Below are 23,250 nucleotides of genomic sequence, written 5' to 3'. Positions count from 1 at the left end.
TTGATTTTTATTGAACTTTTTGAATGGAGCTTTGTTCAATTGGAAAGGAATTTTTTTCAATTGGTAAAGAAGAAAGTATGAAAGCACAAATCGGACTCGTTATCACGGCAGTCGCTGGAGCAGCACTACTGGTATACAAACGCTGGAAACAGCGTTCGGTACAAGAATCAACCGAAACAACAGATCGCAAGCAAACGGGTAATCTATCAAACCCACCTTCGTGGTACCGCCCGCTTAAAATGCCCGACATCGACAGCAGCGATATTGTGTCATTGCAATATGCTCCCGCAACGGTATCGCCCGAAAGAAATGATGCGGCGCAAGGGATCAACAAAAACATTTCGTATTACCACAAAGGTAATAGACACCAATAAGGTAGTTGTATAACTACCTTATTGCTATCTTATCCTCTTATTGCTATCCTATTATCGTATAGCTATCTATCCAGTTCTTTCAGGTATTCGATCATAGCATCGAGGCTCTGCAGCAACTTTTCACCTTCAAAGCCCACCTTTCGGAAACGGATGTTCCCTTTTTTATCCAAGATCAACGTTCTCGGAATGGAGGTTATTTCCAGTTTACTGCTCAGCTTTTTATCTTGGTTGTAATAAAATGGAAAGTCAAATTCGGGTTTGGCCTGCGCCCATTTGTAGGCGTCGTCCCAGCTATTTCCACTGCCCGAATTGAGCACAACGAATTTCACCTGCGGGTCATCCGCATATTTTTTGTACACCTGATGCAGATAAGGAAAAGAGGCTATGCAGGGTTTGCACCAGGTTGCCCAAAAATCAATGACAACGATCTTGCCCGCAAGTTCCGCCTTAAGCAAGGGCTTTTTGTCCATATCAACGATGCTGAGGTCTTCTGGAAAAGGTGTACTGCCGATGATCTTCTGAAACTCCGCTGTTATATACGAAATAAATAGCACCCACCTGACGAAGCAATTAATTTCCCATAAGCCAGACCTCTTGCTGCTGGACCTCTGGATGGCAATAATTTCTGGTGACCAGTTGATTAAAATTATCCGCAGCACACCCAAAATTAAAGAAACTCCTATCATTGTGCTATCAGCAAGCGTCGATGGACCTGAAATCGCAGGAAATTTAGGCGCAAATGGCTTTATCGCCAAAACTTTTGATTTAACAGATATCACAGATAAACTTAATAGCATACTGAACAACTAGCCGGCAAGTACATGCTGACGAAGTACACATAAAAGAACTTTTTCTTTAAAAAGTGCGTTTATGCAGCTGATGGGATCATCCTAAGACAAACGCTTACGCTTAGCCTAATTTATCAACGAGAAGTAAAAGATCGTCCAGTTCAAATGGTTTGGCCAAAAAGGCGTCAGCTCCGCTCTCAGAAGCAATCTGCTTCCCACGCGAGCTTGCAGACATCATGATCACTGGAATATTTCGATTTTTTTCCGAACTTCGGAGTTCACGAAGGATATCGTCACCTGACAGCCATGGCATTTCAATATCCAACAATATAATATCAGGCTCAATTTCTTCGACAGATGCAATAAGTTCTCTGCTTTTTGAAACTAAATAAACTTCTCTGAATTCATTCTTTAAAGCCAGCTCTAAAACGTTAAGGATGAAGGTTTCATCATCACAAACAACAATTTTCTTTATCATTTTTTGATTGTTTAAAAACACCGCAATGATTGAAAAATATGGTCTTGTGGGAGGAATTTAAAATATAGACCTTAGCTGGGCAGATAGTTGGTTACCAAACCGTTTATATAATCTTTCTTTGAGATTCCACAAGATAGACAATTTATTGGATAAAAACCACTATATCACCTTCTAAAAAATCTACCCTCCGTCGTTTAAGATACTAAATGCATACGATCTGCTTCAGGCACATCTTTGAAGACGACTGAAAATGTAGTACCGACATCTAATTCGCTTTCTACATGAATAGCTGCGTTGAGCTTACTCGCAATTTGTTTAACAATGGACAGGCCAACCCCCGAACCCTCAAAGCCTTCTGAATTGGCCATTCGGGCAAAGATTTCAAAAATTTTGTCGCCCTCCTTCAAATCAATTCCGATTCCATTATCCTTGATATCATACCGGACCGTATTTCCTTGCCGCATGCTCTTAACGGAAACTTGCGGGTTTTGCCTCTTGCTGCTGTATTTTATGGCATTGCCAACAAGATTCAGAAATAATTGATAGATCAGTGTTCTCTCTCCCAAAACAGGTAGTGTTTCGCCCATTATAAATTCTAAATGAGGAACCTTGTATTGCTGTTTGGAATTTTCCACGATATTGACAATCTTGGACTGTGGATTAATTGGTTCAAACACAAAGTCTACATGATTTACCTTTGACATTTGATAGACTTTATCCATCATATCCCGCATCAGCTGCGTCCCATCTAAGATATTTTTCATTGACTTTGCAAGCAGTTCCTCAGAGATGTCTTTTTTATGGAGCAACATTTGTGCAGTGAGCTGTATCGTCGTCAGCGGATTTTTAAGATCATGGGTCAATGTGTAGCCAAAAGTATCAAGCGCATTATTAGAGCGCACCAGTTTCTTGTTCAATTCATCAATCTCTCCACCACGTTGTGCCACTGCTTGCTGAATAATGTGTGTTATATCTTCAATAAAAGCGAGTTCAGAAGATTGCCATTTTTCGGCTTTTCCCTTCGTAATCTTTTTCCAGGCCTCGAAAGAAGAACGTGGCGAAGGAAAGGTGATCTTTCGATCTTCGTCAACCTGCATCACTTTTTCCGGCTTCCCTGCCCAGGTCTCTTCTATCAGACGTTCTTTTCTAAAGACATATAAGTACCAGTTATTTGCGGGCAGAATACTGATGCGCAATACACCAGGATACATCTCAACATCTTTGGAAGAGCCATCACACTTAAATCTATCTGTCGCAAAAAACTCTGCATTGGCTATTTGTTTATCAATTTCTCGGAACATTTTTTTATCAGGCACCTCACCCACCATCATGATTGCGCGATCACGTTTAATGATTAGCCCCTGCCCGTTCATTACCTCCATAATACGCACGGCATACTTTTCCAATACGTCATACAAGTCGCGCTTGACCAACAAATCACTTTTTAGATCATGCTTCAGCTGCGATAGATTTTTCTGAACTTTTACCTGTTTCTTCTGAAAATCTGCCAGATAATTGTTCACAGCGTATTGTGTAAGAAAGGTACATAGATGGCGCTGTGAAAGATCGACATGCATTGGCTCCCGGTTCTGACAGGCTACAAGCCCCCAAAGCTCATCGTCCACGATAATGCTAAAACTTGCACTCGCCTTTACGCCGGCATTTTTAAGGTATTGCAAATGCATGGGTGAAAGTGCCCGAAGACTGCAGCGTGTAAGATCGAGAGCATCGGCGCTCCGCCCCATTAGCGGAATCACTTCCTCATTGACATTCGCCGTATGGCGGGCATGAAAAATACGGTAAAGCTCGCGCGCCTGTGCCGGAATATCGAATTCCGGATAACGGTAATTCATCAACGATTCCAGATCCGCAGTCTTGCTCTCTGCAATAACTTGTCCACTATTATCTTCCAAAAAGCGATACACCATCACTCTATCATAGTGGATGATGTCCTTAATCAATTCAGTCAATGCCTGCCAGCAAGAATTGCCCCCGCTTCGGTCATCTAAATGCTTGGCATAATAATATAATTTGGTGGTTTTGACAGCAAGCGGATTGCAGGCCTCTATTTCAAGATAAATTTTGCCATCATACCTATAGAGACTTAAAAAATAATCGTTAGCATGGATAGCTACACGATCGGAATACCTGGCAAACATGCTGTCTGAAATAGCATGTTCTATGCTCTCTCCACGAAGTTCAAAAGATGGAACAATCCGATGAAGAACATCGTTCACTGTCATGCCGAGCATTTCGGAATATTCTTCACCTGCAATAGCTGCACAGTTTTCACTTACCGCAATACACTTATCGTCTTCAAAGATAAATAAATACCCAAAAGACTGTATATTTCCACACAGGTGAATTTTTTCCTCATGACAATTGATTTCACGCATAAAGTTACTGATCTATTAAATAAAAATATGGTAAAATCAACAGTACTATACTCCATCAATACTATCATATGTCACTAAATTAGTAAAATATTTTGACCTATCGAAATGTGCATCTTTCACTTTAAACCTGAAGAAAAACGAACTAAATAGCTACTGCCGGCCCGATTTTCGAGCTCACTCATAAAATCCTTCTCCAATAATGGATATCATAATGCGGAATAAGAACGGCATTCCCAACAGATAACAATTCTATACGATGCATCAACAAAAAGATGTGTGGTGTTAACAGGAAATCGAATTCGGCCAATGCTAAACTATTGTGTCGGTGGTAATCAGCTTTGATAGGTTAAGCACAAGCTATCCCGCATATTGAGCAATGCGAAGTATTCAGCTGATCACCTTAGATTTTTGTTGGCATTGCTACTGATAAACATTTCATTTTTCTCTTCCGAAATAATTTCGAGAAAGCGTTCATAATGTTTCAGTACATCACTGATTAACTCATTTCTTGTAAAGTACTCAACATCATAGCCCTCCCTTGCATCGCCAAAGTATGATTTTGGAAAAAAGGTCTTCTTGTCGTCCAGGTCAGGTAGATTCTCTTCTGCGACTACATAATCGGATACCACTTTAAACTGGTTCTTTACCCCGTATATAAAATTGTTAATCACGTCGTGGCGGATTTCAATCTGTATCCGACTGGAATTATCCAACTGCTGAATCTTTGCTTCAATACCATTATGCTTAAATTCGGACTGAAGCTCTTCAAAAGCCATCTTCACGGTACCTAGCATAAAATCATCGACAGATTGTCGGCTTTTGAATGAGACAATCTGCTGCAGGCGATCTTTCCAAAATTCGCCCGACCAGGGTACGGTACTCACTGAAAAATCACGTTCATAATAACTTCGGTCTATGGTCAATGCTTTAACCAAGCTGACACAAAAAAGCAGCATGATGATTGAAAATGGCAATGCTGTGATGAGCGTCATGGTTTGTAAAGCCTCCAGCCCACCGGCATTCAATAGCATGAGTGCCAAGATAGCCAACAGGGCGCCCCAGAATATCATTTGCCATTTTGGCGATTTTTCGGCATTCTTGCTTGCAATATTATTCATCACATAGATGCCCGAATCTGCGGAGGTCACAAAAAAGATAATGATGATCAGAATAACCAGGTAGCTGACCAATTCTGATAAAGGCAGGTATTCCAGGAAGCGGAACATCAAGGCGTCAGGATTATCAGCCAGGGCGCTCAATGCACCTTTAGCCAGATTGACGTCAAACCAGATGGCGCTATTACCGAAGACCGACATCCAAATAAAATTAAATAAGGTTGGGATTATAAGGACTGCAGCAATAAATTCTCGAATCGTCCGCCCCTTGGATATCTTCGCAATAAATAGCCCGACGTAAGGTGACCATGATATCCACCAGGCCCAGTAAAGTATTGTCCAATTATAAAACTAGGGCAATGTAGCTTCGTCATACACATGCGTATCAAAAGTCAAGCTAAAGAAATTGTTTACGTAATTGCCGATTCCCTCTGTAAAACTGCCTATCAGATAAACCGTAGGACCCAGAAACAGCACAAACAACAAGGACCACCACGGTGATAATGTTAATATTACTTAACAGCTTGACCCGTTTATCCATGCCCGAAGTAGCCGATAAGATAGCTAACAACGTCAATACCCCCAAAATAATGATCTGGTAAGTGAAACTATTCTCTGGCACCAATCCCAAGGTTTGCAAGCCTGCATTTACCTGCACCACACCAAAACCCAGTGTTGTGGTTATCCCGAAGAAGGTACTACAAAGCGCGAAGACGTCAATTGCATTGCCCCACTTTCCATTGATCTTATTTTTCAACAAGGGATAGAAGCAACTTCTAAGCGAAAGCGGAAGCCGATAGCGGTAAGCAAAATACGAGAGCGCCAGTCCGACAACACCATATATTGCCCAAGCATGGATACCCCAGTGGAAAAAGGTATATAACTGCGCATTTTTCGCTCGATTGATATAATGATTACCCGCAAAAGCTTCTGTCGAAAAATGCTGCATCGGCTCAACGACACTGAAATACATCAGACCAATTCCCATTCCCGCGGCAAACAACATGGAGATCCACGAAAAGAAAGAATACTCGGGCTTACTGTCGTTACTTCCAAGCTTGATGTTACCAAATTTACTAAACATGAGGTAAACGAGGAATATGACAAAAAGTGTAACAGCCCAGACGTACACCCAATTGAGATTGATAAATATAAATTGTTTGACAACACCTAAAATACTGACAGCCAAAGTCGGAAAAAATACCGACAACAGGCAAACCCCTATGATAAAGAGCAGGCTGGGAATAACGATTCCTTTATTAAATGTCGATTTTGACAAGATCACTTTACTAATTTTTGTTTACAATACGGTCTTCATCTTAAGACCAGTTCTTATTTAATATTATGAATTGCTGCGAATATGTATATCGCGTTGTGGAAATGGAATTTCAATACCGGCTTGATCTAGCGCCTCTTTACAGTTGATGATCAATTGCTCCTGCATGGTCCAGAAGTTTTCATTTGAAGTCGTCGCACGCACCGACAAATTGATCGCACTATCCCCCAGTTCAGTAACAACCACCTGCGGTGCTGGTTCCTTGAACGCATATTCATTACTTCGAACCACATTCAGAAGAATTTCTTTCGCCTGTTTTAAGTCAGCGTTGTAGGCGACACCGATATCAAACCAAGTACGACGGGTGCCCAACTGGGTATAATTGGTAATACTGCTATTCGACAAGACACCGTTGGGAACAACGACTTGCTGATTTTGCGGCGTATTTAATTTGGTATTGAAAATATCGATTTCGGTGACTGTACCCGATACATTTGAACTGGACGTAATATAATCCCCTACCCGGAAAGGTTTCAATAACAAGATCAGTATTCCACCCGCAAAATTGGATAAAGAACCCTGCAGGGCCAAACCTATCGCCAAACCTGCCGCACCAATAATAGCGACAAATGCGGAAGTCTGCACGCCGAGCTGTGTCACGACAACAATAAACAAGAGTATATTTAAGATCCAGCTAATTAGGTTACTTAAAAAGCGCTGCAAGGAGATATCCATTTGCCGACGCTCGAACGCCTTATCGATCATCCGCTTAACCAGTCGAATGATCCATGATCCAATTAAATATATCAGTAAAGCTGAGATTACGGCAGTAATAATACGTGGCGCCCAGGCGATTGCAGAGGATATAAAATTATTCCAATGCGCCTGTACGTCATCCATTTCAAAATTGTTCATAGTGCTTATATTTTATTAAAAATGTAAAGAAGAGGGTATAATATAGTGAAATATTGATATAACCGCAAAAAGACATCTCTATTAATTATATTTTATTAATAATATTTTCAACAAGTAAACCGGCCCAATTGTTTCCCAAAAAACTAATTTCGGAATGCACGTGGCTGCGGAATATGGTCTCGCAGTCGGCTATCTCAGAGAGTATTGAAATTATCCGTAGGTAAATGAAGAAAAATTCCAAAGAAAAAACGTGTTGTATGACTAGAAAAGGGCGTCTATAGATTGTCGTTATAAAAGCCTAAAAATAGATAAACAAAATCTATCCAATAATTCAGGAAGCCCTGACTGGTTTTCCCTACTTTTAGGCGGCCTATGAATTCAATGATACAATATGGACGTAATAATCAATAAAATTTATGATATCATCTGGAGTGATGCTCTGGTGTACCTTTGCCTGCTAACGGGGATATATTTTACCGTACGCTTCCGCTGCCCTCAGCTGATGCAAATACGGGAAATGATCCGTCTGCTTTTTAATGGCGACAGTTCCGACAAAGGCATTTCCTCCTTTCAGGCCTTTTCGCTTGCTATTTCAGGCCGGGTAGGTACCGGTAATATTGCTGGTGTTGCCACAGCAATCGCCATGGGCGGGCCGGGCGCTATTTTTTGGATGTGGGTAATTGCGTTTTTAGGCAGCGCCTCGGCTATTGTCGAAGCTACCCTAGGTCAGATGTATAAAGAGGTCAATGATGGCGAATACCGCGGCGGACCTGCATTCTATATCCTAAAAGGATTGCGATCCAATACTTTTGCCTGGACCTTTGCGATTGTGACGATCATCAGTACCGGATTTTTATTGCCCGGGGTGCAGAGCAACAGTATCAGCGCAGCAGTCGAGTCCGCTTTCCTTGTGTCGCCGAGTATCACCGGATTGGCTATTGCCGGACTATTGGCGATTATTATCATCGGTGGAGTAAAGCGGATCAGCACCGTTGCCGAATACGTTGTACCGTTTATGGCGGGCGCCTATATTCTTATGGCTCTAGTTATTATTGCCCTCAATTTTACGGAGATCCCCGGCGTTATCGCCCTGATAGTAAAATCTGCCTTGAACATGGAAGCTACCTTTGGCGCAATTGCCGGCATGGCAATTTCATGGGGTGTTAAACGGGGTATCTATAGCAACGAGGCCGGACAGGGCACAGCACCACATGCGGCGGCAGCAGCCGAGGTATCCCATCCGATCAAGCAAGGCCTGGTACAGGGGTTTTCTGTTTACGTCGACACCATGTTTGTGTGCACCGCAACAGCTTTGATGATTCTCTTTACAGGGCAATATAATGTTGAAAATCCAGCCGGAGGATTTCTCGTCCAACATCTTCCGGCGACGGAAATGGGACCCGCCTTTACCCAACAGGCCGTTTCACATCATTTCCCCAGCATTGGAAATGCTTTCGTCGCGTTGGCGCTGGCCTTTTTTGCGTTCACGACCATTATGGCTTATTACTATATCGCCGAAACCAACATCAGCTTTGTTAGCCGAAAAAAACAACATAAAACCGTGCTTATCTGGATTCTGCGACTGCTTATATTAGTATCCACCTATGTCGGATGTATCAGTACAGCCAAATCTGCCTGGACCCTGGGGGACATTGGTGTCGGGCTTATGGCTTGGCTCAACCTGATTGCAATACTCCTGCTTCACAAAAAAGTTGTCGCTATTTATGCAGACTATCGCGAGCAGCAGAAGTCCAAGAAAGACCCTGTATTCGACAATTCCAAATTTCAGTTTCCGAACATGGACCTATGGTCCAAAAACAACATGCAACACCATGAGCCAATTGATTAATCTTACCGTATTTAAAAATTTTTTCAAGTCAAGTAACGCTGGTGGCATTTTATTATTTATCTGCGTCATTTTATCCCTCATCGTCGCCAATACTGCTGCTGGTCCTGGGCTGCAGTCATTTTTAGATACACCTATTGGTTTCGATACTGACACCGTACATTTAAAATATAGCATACTGCTATGGATCAATGATGGATTAATGGCTATCTTTTTTCTGCTCGTGGGACTGGAGATCAAGCGCGAGATCGTGGAAGGGGAACTCTCCTCGCCCAAACAGGCATCCCTCCCAATCCTCTGCGCTATTGGCGGAGCCATTGTTCCGGCGCTCATCTTTTTAAGCTTCAATTCAGGGCAGGCGACAGCAGGTGGCTGGGGTATACCCATGGCGACAGATATCGCCTTTGCATTAGCCGTAATCGGTATGCTAGGTAACCGGATTCCAGCAAGTTTAAAGGTATTTTTGGCCGCTTTGGCTATCGTGGACGATCTGATCGCCATTTTGGTGATTGCTTTTTTCTATTCTTCAGGTATTGAAACCACCTACTTACTGTATGCAGGTATCGGTATGGTTATTCTGTTTGTCATGAACCGCATGAATATACAAAACCCCTATCTGTATCTGATACCAGGTGTATTTATCTGGTATTTTATTCATCATTCGGGTATACATGCAACTATTGCTGGTGTGATGGTAGCTATGACTATTCCGACCAATGATACAGATGTTGAGTCGCCCTTAGAACGTCTGGAGCATGCGCTTGTCAAGCCTGTTAATTTTTTTATTATACCCTTATTTGCATTTGCCAATACCAATATCAGCATGGAAAGTGAAATGCTTACAGGATTGGTCGCGCCGATGGGGCTAGGTATTAGCCTTGGCTTATTACTGGGCAAGCCGTTGGGTATCTTAATAATGACTTTTGTCTGCTCTAAACTGGGGATTAGCAGTCTACCGGAAGGAAGCTCATTCAAACATATCCTGGGTGTGGGTTTATTGGCTGGAATTGGCTTTACCATGTCTATATTTATTTCCATCCTGTCCTTCAGCGACGCGCTGCATATCAATGAAGCGAAGTTATCGATTCTGCTGACCTCACTGCTGGCGGGAATTTTAGGTTATATGGTATTGTCGGTGTTCGGCAAAAAAAGTCGTGTATAAACTTTTAGCAACTTAACAATAGATTTTTATCGGTAACTGTATCGTATTGTCTGCTTCAGGTAAAAAAAGTACCATCATCCTAAAACGCTCTATCGATCTTTATGGAATTTCATAACTAGATATATCTTACCAATAACGAAGCAAAGAATCCCAATTTTTAAATTGATTAAAACCGATCTGGATCTTTACATCGTATATTAAAAAACAAGAATGGACAAACGCTATGAAACAGGTATTTTTATTATTATTACTAGGATTAGGCTTATTTATGCTCAGCAAATTTGGTTTTTCGCAGAAAACTGATGATTCCAAAATAATTAAAAAACAAGCTATGAGCCCTCCTGGTGAGAAAGATCAGGTTATTTATTTTTCTTAGCAAAAACTGATGCAAGTCTGCATCAGTTTTTTTGTGCGCTGCTACCCCACGAACAGACTGTATTCATACAGCTGTGCTTTTTTAAATAAAATCATAAATCCCATTTTTCCATCCCAATATTTTGGCGGAATCCGCATGTAGCCAGTTTTTCAGCACTGTTGCATATACTTTTCGAAAATCTTCCGTATACTGGAGATCCCCCTCATTGAGCTGAGTCAGGTCAGGCAAGGCATTGAGCAGCCCCTGTCTTTTTAAGCCTCCGGATAGAAAGAAAAGCTGGTTGGCCGTACCATGGTCTGTGCCATTGCTGGCATTCTGGGCCACCCTACGCCCAAACTCCGAAAAGGTCATGAGCATGACATGCTGAAAAAGGCCATTTTTCTTGAGGTCGTCCACAAAAGCTTCCACGGCATCATTGATGGTGTGGAATAGGCTCTCCTGCCGCTGCTGCTGATTGATATGCGTATCAAAACTACCGACCTGCAGATAATATACCTGTGTATTGATATCTGATTTAATTAAGGAAGATACCGTCTTCAGATCCTTTCCAAGCACCGAATCAGGGTACGCTGCCGCGGTCTTACTGGCTTTACTCTGTTCAAAAATATAATCGGCATTGTTGATCGTATCACCCAGGGTCTGATACAGATAGGCTACTGTTTCCTCTTCATGCTGATGCTGATGCTCCTGATAGAGTGTATTAAAGTACTCTTCACGGCTGGTCTGATAAAGCTTTTTGGGGTCTTTAAACGCAAACGCTTTTTTCTTTTTTCCCTTGAGAGCAAGACTTAGCATATCATTCACTTCGAGCGCCTGCGTCGGATGATCGCAGTCGTAACAGGCTTGATCCAGGTAGCGGCCTATCCAGCCACTCTCCAGATACTCATCGCTACGGCTCGCACTATGCCATATATCCATGCTGCGGAAATGCGATTTATTGGGATCGGGATAACCGACATTGTTGAGTACAGCCAGTTCGCCACGATCATAAAGCGTCTTGAAAAAAGATAAAGCCGGATGAATGCCCGCTTCATCCGTAAGGGCCAGCGCATTATTGACCGCAATCGTCTGCCGTTCCCGAAAATAAATATCATTGCGTATCGGCACAATAGTATTCAGCCCATCATTGCCGCCACTAAGCTGCAAGATGACCAACACCCTATTTCCCCTTTCCAGTGCTTCGGGCGAGGACATGGCTTTTAAGAAATTGGGCAGCAGCAGCGATGCTGTTGCGAGTGTACCTGCTTTGAGAAATTGGCGTCTTTTGATGAACATGGTTTCCTATTTACGATTAACAAAGTTGATATTCGGGGATGCTCATGACTTCAATAATAGTTCTACGCCGGCTTCCACCAGCGTAGCTATCGCGCAGTTTCTTACCAAACGAAGGCTGCTGCGACAGCAAGAGCTCAAAGGGATCCCGGTCGGCAAATACAGCCTCGACCCCAGCCCAGTCAATGGATATTTTGGGATTTTTGTAGGCCTTAGCCAGCGCCCGCGACTGTTTTAAACCCATGTCGAGGTCGTCGTCATTCTGCGCATCAAGGTCCAGCGGGCGCAGGCCGGTCCATATCTGTGGAATCTGCATCCGTAGTAATAAGGTCGAGCTGTCGATCCAGGCTTTTCCCGACGGCCATCCCGCCACATTCGGCGGATACAGGAGCATCTGCCCCAGCAACTTTTGATAAACAATCAGGTTTTCAGGATTCGCTATTTCCATGGGTAACATGCGCATGATACCGGCCATGAGTTCTACCGGTGACTTTATCTTATTACCGACATTCTTGGAGTCGTAAAACCAGCCTGCTGTAAACATGCGGTCGAGCAATTGCTTGATATTGTATCCAGAATCGTAGAAATCTCTACTCAACGAAACAACGGTGTCCTGATCCACTTGTTCGTTGACTAGAAAACGGTAGAGTTTTGCTGTGATAAAACGGGCCGTAGCGGGTTGATCCAGTATAATATCCAAAAAGGCATTACCGTCAAAATTCCCGGTTTTCCCCAGAAATGTTTTGCGGCCCGAGTCATGAAACTTTTTACGCTCCAGGAATTGGCCATCCTTATCATACGACCAGCCCGTAAATGCGCGTGCAGCTTCCCTTACATCCGACTCGGTATAGTTACCAGGCCCCATGGTGAAGAGTTCCATCACTTCTCGGGCAAAGTTTTCATTGGGGTGATCTTTTTTATTCTGCTGGTTGTTGAGGAAATTGAGCATCGCCGGAGCTTTGGAAACGGCAAACAGCAGATCCCGAAAATTTCCGAGCGCATTTTTCCTGATTTCGTTGAGGATATGAGCGCTAAAATTGGAGTTGATAACCCGGCTAGCAAAATGGCCGTGCCAAAAAAAGGCCATTTTCTCCCTGAGCTGATCTTCGCTATGCACCATTTCATTCAGAAAGTTGAGGTTGATTTCAATATTACGCTTTCGGTTGAGCTGCTGAACCTGCTTTTTTTCTGCGGCATTCAACTTGGAAAGTGCAGTATAGTCGAAATCGGTCTGCTCCGTATTGAAACTGATCGGATGAAATTCACGTTGCTGGGCATATTGCTTCCAGAGGACTGCAGTAGACTGCTGGTCAAAAATGGGAATCTGCTGTAGGCTCATCCCAAATCCAGCGCGATTTGCCAGGTGCATATTTTTTTTAAAGTCGGACACCATCCTGTTTTCTTATATACCTAAATAACGAATTATTTAGCTATGTTAGCTTACAGGATGGTTCGATTTAACAAAGATTAACCTAAATTAACAAAGTGACAACCAGCCCGAAACTGCGACTTTAAGCTGGCCGCAATATGTTCTGCCCGCTTTTTTCATGAGAAACCGATACATTTTTAAGTTTGGTCCCCTTACATCACTTTCTCTACTAAATCATAGAGATCATCAAGTTCAAATGGCTTTGCCAGAAAAGCATCTGCTCCGCATTCGTCGGCTACTCTTGGCGCTCTAGCACTAGCAGACATCATGATAATGGGCATGTGGCTATATTTTTGCCCTGTTTTTAGCTCGCGCACAAGTTCATCACCGGTCAACCAGGGCATCATGAGGTCGATAATCAACAAGTCAGGTTGCACAATTTCAATAAGGGCGATCAGTTCTGTGCTTTTTGATGTGCTAATCACTTCAACGCTGTCACTTTCTAAGGCAATGGCTAATACATCTAAAATAAGAAGTTCATCATCGCAAATGACTATTTTCTTTTTCATTTTTTTCGAATCTTTAATACGTTTATAGTTTCCTGAGATATGCCTTCGTGGTTATACAATAACCGCGTAAACCTTAATATAGCAGACTTTGCATCTTGTAAACTGTACACTATAGACAGTCGAGGTTCCACTATAGTTTTAATAAAGACGAATCAAAATCAGCAATGGGATTTATCCATATTACAGCATTTTTTCTTCGTTGTATAAGCGTGTTTTTTTCATTTTTAGTCTATATTTGTGCGATCGACAATTATTAACATTTCTGATTATACACATGAACACACGCGTCCTATTTTTATGGCTATTGCTAAGTTTACCTATCTTAAATTTCGCCCAAAACTGTAATTGTGAATCCAATTTTTTGTGGGTAAAAAAAACGTTTGAAGAGAATGATGCCGGCTTTCAATACATCATCAGCAAGAAAGGCCGGGATGCTTATGAATTGCACAATGCGCTATATCTCAAAAAAGTAAAACAATTGCCCAATAATCAGGAATGTGCTACATTGCTCAATCAATGGATACGTTTCTTTCGTAATGGACATATCGGTGTAAATTATATTGGAAAAACAAAGAAAGCCGAAAAGGTTACCGAACAAAATAAGCCTCCTATTGAAAAGGACCTAAATCCATTAAACGCCACAAAGCCATTTTTCGAAAAATTAAATGAAAACACGGTTTACCTCCGTATTCCTGATTTTGAAATATCCGAAAAGAAGGCGATTGACAGCATTATATTGGCCAACCGAGCAACCATCTTATCGACCGAAAACTTTATTATTGACGTCAGAAATAATCCAGGTGGAAGTGATGCGAGTTATAGTAGTCTTATCCCCTTCTTATACACACAGCCGATTAGAACCGTAGGTGCATTATTTTATTCGACTGATTTAAATAATCAACGCATGTTGGAGCTGAGTCAAAACCCCGATTTTGACGAGGAGTCTAAAAAGACGTTCAAAAACTACTACGAAAAATTGCAGGCCAATAAAGGTGAGTATGTTGATTTATTCAATAAAAAAGTAAACATAACCAAGCTGGATACCATTCAGCCCTACCCCAAAAACATAGGAATCGTTATCAATGAAAATAACGGGAGCACGACAGAGCAATTTCTATTGACTGCCATGCAAAGTAAAAAGGTAAAATTGTACGGTCGAACAACCAAAGGGATGCTTGATATTTCTAATGTAAATATCGTCACATCTCCTTGTGGCGATATTGAACTGTATTATGGATTATCTAAAAGTTACCGTATTCCGGACTTCCCTGTAGACGATATCGGATTACAACCAGACGTCTTTATTGATAAAACCATTGATCCTAAGAATTGGCTAAATTTTGTGCGCGACCACCTCAATGGAGAATAGAATTAAGATAAAAAGTTTAGTTACATATATTTTTTTTTGCGAGCTGCTTTACGACGGGTATTCCGGCCCCTGAACTTTTAAATTTTAGCGCCGGATCCATAAAAGAGGGTACATTTCCGTAAAATTGTCCGGACGTCGAACAGGTCATCAACTCAACTTGGCACATCCTGTTTCATATTTTTTTTGTATATTATCTCACTATGAAAATAGTAGACATCACAAAAGACACTTTAATCAGTGCTCAGAAAGAAGGATTTACCGTATTAATCACCAAATTTAATTCCGATCCGTTAAACCCAACCTGGATTGTCGACAAGGTTGAAAAAGACAAAATAGAAGCTAGCAAAAAGACACTGAGCGAAAGCTACCAGCTATGCTATTCCCTTAAAGAAGCTATTCTAACGGTTGATAACCGCCCCTTTATTGGAAAATTACAGTTAAGCCATTAATAGCGTTTGGTTAATGTGTAATCTGCAGCATGTATTGTTTCATAAAGTCGTTGAATTAACATATAACAAAGCAGGATTACCGTAGAAAACGCGTAAGAAATATTAAATCTCATATTTTTTTTAACCCAGCGGACCAAACTATCCTTAAGTTTGGTCCGCTTGCTATTTCTGCTTTTCCAACTCATTCAATCAGGTAGTGACCTGAACCAATCGAAGGGCTTGCAGCTATTGATCCCGACATTCTTATTGAGGATGACCATATCAAAGGGAATAAAAAAGTATCCGAAGTAATTAAAGAGATCAAAACTGATCTAAATACATAAGAGCTTCCGTCCGTTCTAACATCGACAGACGGCAATATTGCAAAAACCGCCGCCGAATGTAAAGCCGACGATTTTATTGAAAAGCCATTTGATTTAGATCATATGGTCGATGTGGTTAAAAGAAACAGCGATTAAAATATAACTCTTCCTCAACGTAGGGATATAGATCTTCAAGTCAAAAGCCTTTGCTAGCAAAGCATCTGCTCTGCAGCACCTCAAGTGATTGGTAATCGCCCCTGTATGTGCACATGCGGAATTAGAACTAAAAACCAGAATGAACATGAGGCATGTACGCGATCTAAAAGATATTTACTATCTTGCACTCTACAACACAGCAATAACCATGTTTCTTAAATTACCAACAGAAGAGCAGAAAAGGAAAATAGCGATCGATAGGGAAGAACTAGTTTTTAAATCTTTTTTCATAGCCAATTTAGCGGCATTGGAAAATTATGCTTTAAATTTTGTAAAAGATCAACATCTTGCAGAAGATATTGCCTCAGAGGTGATGTGGAAGATGTGGCATCTCGGTTCTGATCTGCTATGTATTGCCTGTGTGAAATCGTATCTGCTACGCGCCGTAAAAAATAAATGTCTCAACTATTTACGTGTCAGGCAGATGGTACTCGTAGGGCACGACGAGCTTGCAGACTATGCGAATGCCGATTGCCCCAGTCCCGAAGAGGATTATATTTCGACCGAAAAGATAGGGCAAATCAAAAAAGCTATTGATGCACTGCCCCCAAAAACTCAGCTAGCATTTAAACTCGTTAAAGACGAGAACCACAGCTATAAAGAGGCGGCCAATATCATGGGAATTTCTACCAAAACCATAGACCGCCATATCCAGATTGCACTTGAAAAATTATGGAATTCAATAAAAATTAAAAAATAAAATCAGTTGTATTGGGGGATTTGCGTTTTATAGGTGTCTTTAATGATTCAGGCTCTATATATAATGCAGGACGAAGACGAACTATTTTACTTAGAATTATTAAAAAAGCATCTAAACGGTACGCTTACAGCCGAGGAGCGTGAAGTGCTACGGACTTTAGAAAAAGATGATTCCAATAAAGTCTTTTTTTCCAAATACATGCAAGTTCATCAAATGAATGAAAACGCTAAATTAAGAGCTGAAATCATTTATGAGAAAACAAAACCGAACGATTTAAATCAAATAATTTCACCAGCGAAACCTCGTATTTTATCCCCAAAAACACGGAGACATTATAGGTATATTGTAGCTGCGGCTTGCCTTATTTTCTTTTTGAGTAGTATCTTTTTTATCCATAAACGTTATAGAGATGCCGAAGAAAATGCAGAATGGGAACAAATCGTGACCAATAAGGGAGAACGTAAGTTTTTCCATATGAATGACGGTACAGAAATCTGGCTGAATAGTGAGAGTGTTTTGCGTGTAAAAAAAGGATATGGTGTAAAGCACCGTATACTCGATCTGAAAGGAGAAGCCTACTTTTCTGTAGCAAAAAATAAAAAACTGCCCCTGCATGTACATGCATTAGGCAATGAGATAGAAGTATTGGGTACTGTATTTAATGTAAAGGCTTATCCCGAAGAAAGAAAGATGGAAACTTCGCTGATTGAAGGGAGTGTAAAGCTGCATGTTAATGGTGCGCAAGGCAAAAAAGATTATGAGCTGAATCCCGGCGACAAAGTAGAAATAACCAATAAAAAAATAGTTGAACAATACACGAATGCTTCACTGAAGAAAAATACGGAGTCGGCTCAGATTGTTATTGAAGACGTTGATTACAAAAAGATTTCGGTAGACAATAAAGAAGTCCTGGAACTCATGTGGACCAAAAACAAACTTGTTTTCAATAACGATGCACTGGAGACTGTCGTGAAAAAGATGGAACGCTGGTACAATAGAACAATCGTCATTCAAAGCGATAGCATAAAGGCAGAATCATTTTCCGGGGTGTTTAAAGAGCGAAATTGCGAACAGGTACTGGATCTTTTAAAGCAAACTGGTGGAAAATTTGACTATAAAGTAGAAAACGGAATTATATACCTAAAATAATTAGACATGAAATAATGAAACTCACTTAAATGAAGGGTATACCAAGAAGATATACCCTCACAACGTTTTTAACCATGAGCACCGTGCCCTAGGAAAGTAGGATGCTCAAAATGATCAATTTAAAACTTTTAAAAGTATGAAAAAAAAACCACATGCTCAAATTCATGTGCCAATCTCCTATTATCTAAAATGGCTGTTCATGATTAAGTTTACCGCATTTCTTCTGATGGCTTTTTCCTGTAACTTATTTGCAAGCGAATCCAAAGCACAGGGAACAATTTCAGTTCGCTATCACGAGATATCATTAAAAAATCTACTCCTGTCGATTGAAGAACAAACTGATATTTCCTTTATTTACAACGATAATCTCATCCGTAATATCCGGATTAAGGATGTTGATGTTTATAATACACCATGGAACAAGGTCCTACTCCCGATATTGGATGGCGAAGGGCTTACTGTTGATCTAATCAAAGACAACCGTGTTCTACTTCGAAAGAAAGCCTTCCAACAAGAGCTTGTTGCTTCGGGCACCGTAACCGACGAGCAAGGAAAACCGTTGGCTTCGGTTTCCGTCAAACAAAAAGGGACATCAAGGGCGACGCTTTCGAACAGTGATGGACAGTTCTCTCTGGAGGTAGACCAAAAGGATGCTGTTCTCCAATTCAGCTATGTAGGTTACCTAACAAAAGAACAGGCCTTTCAACGTGGAACTATCAAGATTGTGCTGATGCAGGATTTAACACAGCTCGAAGAAGTTGTTGTTGTTGGCTATGGGACACAGAAAAAGGTCAATCTAACAGGTGCGGTATCTTCCATTTCCGGGGACGAAATGGTAAAAAGACCGGTGACAAACCCGAGCACAATGCTGCAGGGCCAGATGCCCGGCGTACGTATCGTGCAGGGTCTTGGACAGCCCGGAAGTGAAGGAGTGCAAATACGGGTACGCGGACAAGGTACATATAGCGCCGCCGGATCGGATCCCTTGGTTTTGATCGATGGAGTGCCGGGTTCTCTAGCTGCTTTAAATGCAAATGATATTGAAAGTGTATCTGTATTGAAGGATGCCGCATCGGCATCTATCTATGGGGCAAGAGCAGCCAATGGTGTGGTGCTGGTGACTACAAAATCCGGTAAAGAAGGCGGGTTTAAGATCAATTATAATGCAAATATGGGCTTCCATTCGCCTACAAAAATGCTCAAGCTGGTAACCAACTCCGCAGAATATATGGAACTGTTCAATGAAGCAAAAGCGAACTCGGGCATTGCTACAGGGCTATATACCGACGAAATGATCAATACATACCGCAACGCTTCGGACCGAACAAAATACCCCAATTTTGACTGGTTGGACTATATGTTTAATACAGCGACGGTACAAAACCACAGCCTGTCGTTAAATGGTGGAAATAAAGGGACAACCTATAACATTACAGCGGGCTATATCGATCAGCCAGGTACAATGAAAGGATTTGATTTTGAAAAATACAATTTCAGAACAAATATTAAATCGCGTTTAAAAGATTGGGTGACCATAGGCGTTAACCTTGCTATGGAAAAAGGAAACCAAAAAAATCCAAGGCAAAGTCAAGACGATGCGTTTTTGTCGACGCTCGCACAGGCGCCTACCTATGCCCCATTTTTGTCTGATGGACGATATGTAAGCTCCGCCTATGATTTCGAAAGTTACAACAAGAATATGGCCGCAATTGTCGGTAACGATGTTTTACGTAAAACGACAAATTACGATATTTCTTCACAGCTGTGGACAGATATCCGGCTTACTAAGGGACTTCAATGGTATTCAAAGGTTGCTGTAAATCTGGGTGATGTTTCCTTTAAGGACTGGCGACCAACGGTAAATCTGTACAACTTTCATACGGGAGACTTTACACGTACATTGGATGTCGGTGGCGAAGGCCTGATCGCAAATAATAGCAGAAATTATTATGTAAACTTATTTTCTTATTTAAAATATGATTTTCAGGTTGCGGAGAAACATAATTTCGGCGTTCAGGCGGGTTACAGCCAGGAGTATAATAATTACCAATATTTACAGGGTTACCGTCAAAAATATATTACAAACAACCTGCCTGAGTTAAATGCCGGCACAGCAGCCATACAAACCAATGAAGGAAATACCACAGAATGGGCACTGCAATCATTATTTGGAAGATTAAACTATAACTTTTCTGAAAAATATCTTCTTGAGGCCAACATTCGGTACGATGGTACATCACGAATCGCCAGTGATAGCCGCTGGGGCTTCTTCCCTTCATTCTCAGCTGGATGGCGAATATCTGAAGAGGAATTTATTAAAAAAGCAGCTTTCAGTTGGTTGACTGATTTAAAATTGAGGGGGTCGCACGGTCTTTTAGGCAATCAGAATATCGGTGGCGACTTCCCTTACCCTTATCAGGATCTTTTGAGTTTCACAGGAGATTATGCCTATGACAATGCTGTATTAAGTCCTGGCGTAGCGCAAACTGCTCTTGCCAACTCGTCACTAAAATGGGAGTCCACTGCCGTGACCGACATCGGTGTAGACATCCGTTTGTTCAACAAACTCAACATCACCTATGACTGGTACAGAAAGCACACGTCAGATATCCTCCGTCAGGCTCAAGTGACCGGAGCTTTAGGTTTATCCGCCCCTTTCATCAACAGTGGCGACATGTTAAATACGGGCAACGAGTTGTCCATTCAGTATAACGACAGGGTCAATGCGGGTTCATTTACCGGGTTAACTTTTGGTGGTGGCTTTTATGTAGATATGTTTAAAAATAAACTGATCAAATTTGGTACACGAGAAATCGATGGTTACTTGCTCCGTGAGAATAATCTTCCCTATAATTCGTTTTACATGCTGGATGTAATCGGTATTTTACAAACAGAAGAAGAGATCGCCAATTCTCCGAAACAGTTTTCAGGCGAGTTCCGTCCTGGCGACTTCAAATACCGGGATGTCAATGGGGATAATGTCATTGACAACGATGACCGCACCGTTATTCCTGGCCGATTTCCGAAATTTGAATATGCTTTTAATGGAAATGTATCATGGAAAGGGGTTGACGTTTCGTTCTTGCTGCAGGGCGTAGAAGGCCGTAAAATCTTTACCGATGGATGGGGACTTGAACCTTTTATACAGGGTACTCCACCGACAGTAGACTTTGTCAATAATCGCTGGACCGGCGCCGGCAGCACAAATGAAAACCCACGCTTGTATTTTGGATGGGACGGAACCAATCCCAATAGAAGACCCAGCACTTGGTTTCTGCAGGATGCCTCGTTCTTACGTCTAAAGAATCTGACCGTCGGCTACACCCTTCCGCAGCAGCTAACTTCCCGGGCCCATATCAATCGTGTAAGATTCTATTTTGCGGGCGATAATCTTTTTACGGTTACAAAGTTTAAAGGTCTCGATCCAGAGCGTTCCGGGGATGGCCGTTTTGCACAATATCCACAAAACAAAATTATTTCGTTCGGACTAAATGTTGAATTTTAAAAAAAGGGACAACAATGAAAAAAATTATATATGCATTATTAATCACCCTGAGCTGTATAGCCTGCAATGATCTTGATCTAAACCCTAATGACAGGCCTTCTTCGGGTACGTTTTGGCAGACACAACAGGATTTTGACCTGGCACTTACAGCAAGCTACGGCAGCATGCGCCGCAGTGGCTATTCCACTGCTATGCCCTGTTGGGATAATTTGACCGACAATTCTTACGGCCAACACGCGGAGGGTCAATATGGAATGACGACCAATATGGTTCAGGGAACCTTAGATGCCACTTCCACAGGCTTTGTTTCAGATACCTATCTGGGCGCCTTAGAGGATGTCGCTCGCGTAAACATTTTTCTAGGTAAACTTAAAGAGTTTACAGGGCTCGATCAAGCGACTAAAAACCAATATGAAGCCGAAGCCCGCATGATACGTGCCTTTTACTATAGCTTCCTCTACCGAAGTTATGGCGAGGTGCCCATCGTCGGAGAATCGTTAACGCTCGAAACGCAATTTCAGGAGAAAAAGCCTGCAGAAGAAGTCTATCAATTTATGATGGACGATATGACTTTCGCTATTTCTAATTTGCCGGACAACACCTACAAAGGTGCAAAAGGTAGATGGACCAAAAATGCGGCAAAAGCCTACAAAGCGCGGATGATTTTATATACGGCATATACAGAAGCCGGCCAGATGATACCAGCGAAAATGACAGAAGCGAAGACATTGCTCAGCGAAATCTCAGGCTATTCCTTATCAAATGACTTCGCTGACAATTTTAACGATGCCGCTCAGGAAACATCGCCGGAGATCATGATGTCGGTTAAATTTTTGGCTCCTAACGCGTCGTCATCGGCAGATATGTGGTATGGAGATTGGCTTGTTGTAAGTCCGCTCATCAATTTTATCGAAGAATTTGAAATGCTTGACGGTAGCCCCGGATTACCTGTGCCCAAAAAAGGAAGCAGCAAGTTTACGATCAATTCGGATATTTTTACAAATTCCTCTTTGGCCGACCGTGATCCACGTTTGGCAAAAACAGTCTTTATTGACAAATATGTTATTAATGGAGCGGCCTATACCCCTGGTAATGCAAGACCAACCGGAGCAGGACTCAGCAAGTTTTTATCCCAGAATCAAATTGCGCCATTTGGTTACAGCACGTTGAGTCAGCAAGATTGGGTTATTATGCGTTACGCAGATGTTCTGCTGATGCTCGCCGAAGCGGAAAACGAATTAAACGGGCCAACACAGACCGTCTATAATGCGGTAGATGCCGTACGTAATCGTGCTGGCATGCCCAAGTTACCACAGGGACTATCCAAAGAAACGATGCAGCAAAAAATACGACATGAACGACGCGTAGAACTCGCTTTTGAAGGCCAGCATTATTTTGATCTTAAGCGCTGGAAAACTTCCAAATCGGTCTTAAATGCTGTTCAAGATGCGCCTGTTGTTTATAAATTTGAAGATAAACATTACTTATGGCCCTTACCTCAATCGGAGATTGACAAAAATAAAGGCATATTAATACAAAATCCCAATTACAAATAATAGAAAAAAGGAAGTCCAAATACTTTTTGGACTTCCTTTTTTCTATCTGATATATTAAACATACCACT

17 protein-coding genes and 1 pseudogene are annotated in these 23,250 nt (G+C 41.7%); 10 read left to right on the top strand and 8 right to left on the bottom strand.

What is annotated here, in order from left to right; all coding sequences use genetic code 11:
• The first annotated feature begins 77 nt into the window (after window positions 1–77).
• Window positions 78–374, top strand: coding sequence for a hypothetical protein (locus tag B3E92_RS02385; protein ID WP_286831594.1), 297 nt, complete (start codon window positions 78–80; stop codon window positions 372–374).
• Window positions 375–436: 62 nt separating this feature from the next.
• Here the strand turns inward: B3E92_RS02385 and B3E92_RS02380 are convergent, their stop codons facing one another.
• Window positions 437–928 (bottom strand): TlpA family protein disulfide reductase, encoded by a 492-nt coding sequence (locus tag B3E92_RS02380; RefSeq protein WP_286895188.1) that lies wholly within the window; start codon window positions 926–928, stop codon window positions 437–439.
• 58 nt (window positions 929–986) lie between these two features.
• On the opposite strand from B3E92_RS02380, the gene B3E92_RS02375 reads away from it, so the two are divergent.
• Window positions 987–1,184 (top strand): hypothetical protein, encoded by a 198-nt coding sequence (locus B3E92_RS02375; RefSeq protein ID WP_286895186.1) that lies wholly within the window; start codon window positions 987–989, stop codon window positions 1,182–1,184.
• 99 nt (window positions 1,185–1,283) lie between these two features.
• On the opposite strand, the gene B3E92_RS02370 is transcribed toward B3E92_RS02375, so the two are convergent.
• The 4 genes and pseudogenes from B3E92_RS02370 to B3E92_RS02355 all read right to left on the bottom strand — a co-directional run bounded on the left by B3E92_RS02370 (window position 1,284) and on the right by B3E92_RS02355 (window position 7,342).
• A complete protein-coding gene (locus B3E92_RS02370; RefSeq protein ID WP_286895184.1) occupies window positions 1,284–1,640 on the bottom strand; it encodes a response regulator in 357 nt (118 codons plus the stop codon).
• A 194-nt stretch (window positions 1,641–1,834) separates the two neighbouring features.
• The gene (locus tag B3E92_RS02365) at window positions 1,835–4,036 is read right to left on the bottom strand and encodes an ATP-binding protein (RefSeq protein WP_286895183.1); all 2,202 of its coding nucleotides are present in this window, start codon (window positions 4,034–4,036) and stop codon (window positions 1,835–1,837) included.
• A gap of 395 nt (window positions 4,037–4,431) precedes the next feature.
• Window positions 4,432–6,436 (bottom strand): annotated as a pseudogene (locus B3E92_RS02360) (BCCT family transporter).
• A gap of 57 nt (window positions 6,437–6,493) precedes the next feature.
• A complete protein-coding gene (locus tag B3E92_RS02355; protein WP_286895182.1) occupies window positions 6,494–7,342 on the bottom strand; it encodes a mechanosensitive ion channel family protein in 849 nt (282 codons plus the stop codon).
• Between the two features lie 391 nt (window positions 7,343–7,733).
• On the opposite strand from B3E92_RS02355, the gene B3E92_RS02350 reads away from it, so the two are divergent.
• Both B3E92_RS02350 and nhaA read left to right on the top strand, forming a co-directional pair.
• Window positions 7,734–9,191: an alanine/glycine:cation symporter family protein gene (locus B3E92_RS02350; protein WP_286895180.1), complete on the top strand. Its 1,458-nt coding sequence runs from the start codon at window positions 7,734–7,736 to the stop codon at window positions 9,189–9,191.
• Window positions 9,175–10,350, top strand: coding sequence for a Na+/H+ antiporter NhaA (gene nhaA / locus B3E92_RS02345; protein WP_286895178.1), 1,176 nt, complete (start codon window positions 9,175–9,177; stop codon window positions 10,348–10,350). The genes B3E92_RS02350 and nhaA overlap by 17 nt, the downstream gene beginning before the upstream one ends.
• 457 nt (window positions 10,351–10,807) lie before the next feature.
• Here the strand turns inward: nhaA and B3E92_RS02340 are convergent, their stop codons facing one another.
• The 3 genes from B3E92_RS02340 to B3E92_RS02330 all read right to left on the bottom strand — a co-directional run bounded on the left by B3E92_RS02340 (window position 10,808) and on the right by B3E92_RS02330 (window position 13,936).
• On the bottom strand, window positions 10,808–12,001 hold the full coding sequence (locus tag B3E92_RS02340; protein WP_286895176.1) for a DUF1501 domain-containing protein: 1,194 nt from the start codon (window positions 11,999–12,001) through the stop codon (window positions 10,808–10,810).
• Window positions 12,002–12,017: 16 nt separating this feature from the next.
• On the bottom strand, window positions 12,018–13,367 hold the full coding sequence (locus B3E92_RS02335; RefSeq protein ID WP_286895174.1) for a DUF1800 domain-containing protein: 1,350 nt from the start codon (window positions 13,365–13,367) through the stop codon (window positions 12,018–12,020).
• A 212-nt stretch (window positions 13,368–13,579) separates the two neighbouring features.
• Window positions 13,580–13,936, bottom strand: a complete 357-nt coding sequence (locus tag B3E92_RS02330) for a response regulator (RefSeq protein WP_070566557.1) — start codon at window positions 13,934–13,936, stop codon at window positions 13,580–13,582.
• 274 nt (window positions 13,937–14,210) lie between these two features.
• Between B3E92_RS02330 and B3E92_RS02325 the strand changes: the two genes are divergently transcribed.
• The 6 genes from B3E92_RS02325 to B3E92_RS02300 all read left to right on the top strand — a co-directional run bounded on the left by B3E92_RS02325 (window position 14,211) and on the right by B3E92_RS02300 (window position 23,182).
• The gene (locus B3E92_RS02325) at window positions 14,211–15,305 is read left to right on the top strand and encodes a S41 family peptidase (RefSeq protein WP_286895172.1); all 1,095 of its coding nucleotides are present in this window, start codon (window positions 14,211–14,213) and stop codon (window positions 15,303–15,305) included.
• Window positions 15,306–15,505: 200 nt separating this feature from the next.
• Window positions 15,506–15,754, top strand: a complete 249-nt coding sequence (locus B3E92_RS02320; protein WP_286895171.1) for a hypothetical protein — start codon at window positions 15,506–15,508, stop codon at window positions 15,752–15,754.
• 603 nt (window positions 15,755–16,357) lie between these two features.
• On the top strand, window positions 16,358–16,972 hold the full coding sequence (locus tag B3E92_RS02315) for a sigma-70 family RNA polymerase sigma factor (RefSeq protein ID WP_286895169.1): 615 nt from the start codon (window positions 16,358–16,360) through the stop codon (window positions 16,970–16,972).
• A 63-nt stretch (window positions 16,973–17,035) separates the two neighbouring features.
• The gene (locus B3E92_RS02310; RefSeq protein ID WP_286895167.1) at window positions 17,036–18,121 is read left to right on the top strand and encodes a FecR family protein; all 1,086 of its coding nucleotides are present in this window, start codon (window positions 17,036–17,038) and stop codon (window positions 18,119–18,121) included.
• 136 nt (window positions 18,122–18,257) lie between these two features.
• A complete protein-coding gene (locus B3E92_RS02305; protein ID WP_286895165.1) occupies window positions 18,258–21,626 on the top strand; it encodes a TonB-dependent receptor in 3,369 nt (1,122 codons plus the stop codon).
• A 14-nt stretch (window positions 21,627–21,640) separates the two neighbouring features.
• Window positions 21,641–23,182: a RagB/SusD family nutrient uptake outer membrane protein gene (locus B3E92_RS02300; protein ID WP_286895163.1), complete on the top strand. Its 1,542-nt coding sequence runs from the start codon at window positions 21,641–21,643 to the stop codon at window positions 23,180–23,182.
• The last annotated feature ends 68 nt before the right edge of the window (window positions 23,183–23,250 follow it).

This window comes from Sphingobacterium sp. UBA6317 (assembly GCF_002440385.1).
Classification (GTDB): Bacteria; Bacteroidota; Bacteroidia; order Sphingobacteriales; family Sphingobacteriaceae; genus Sphingobacterium; species Sphingobacterium multivorum.
The sequence above is the reverse complement of the archived record's forward strand: the minus strand, read 5'-3'. Positions and strand labels throughout refer to the sequence as shown.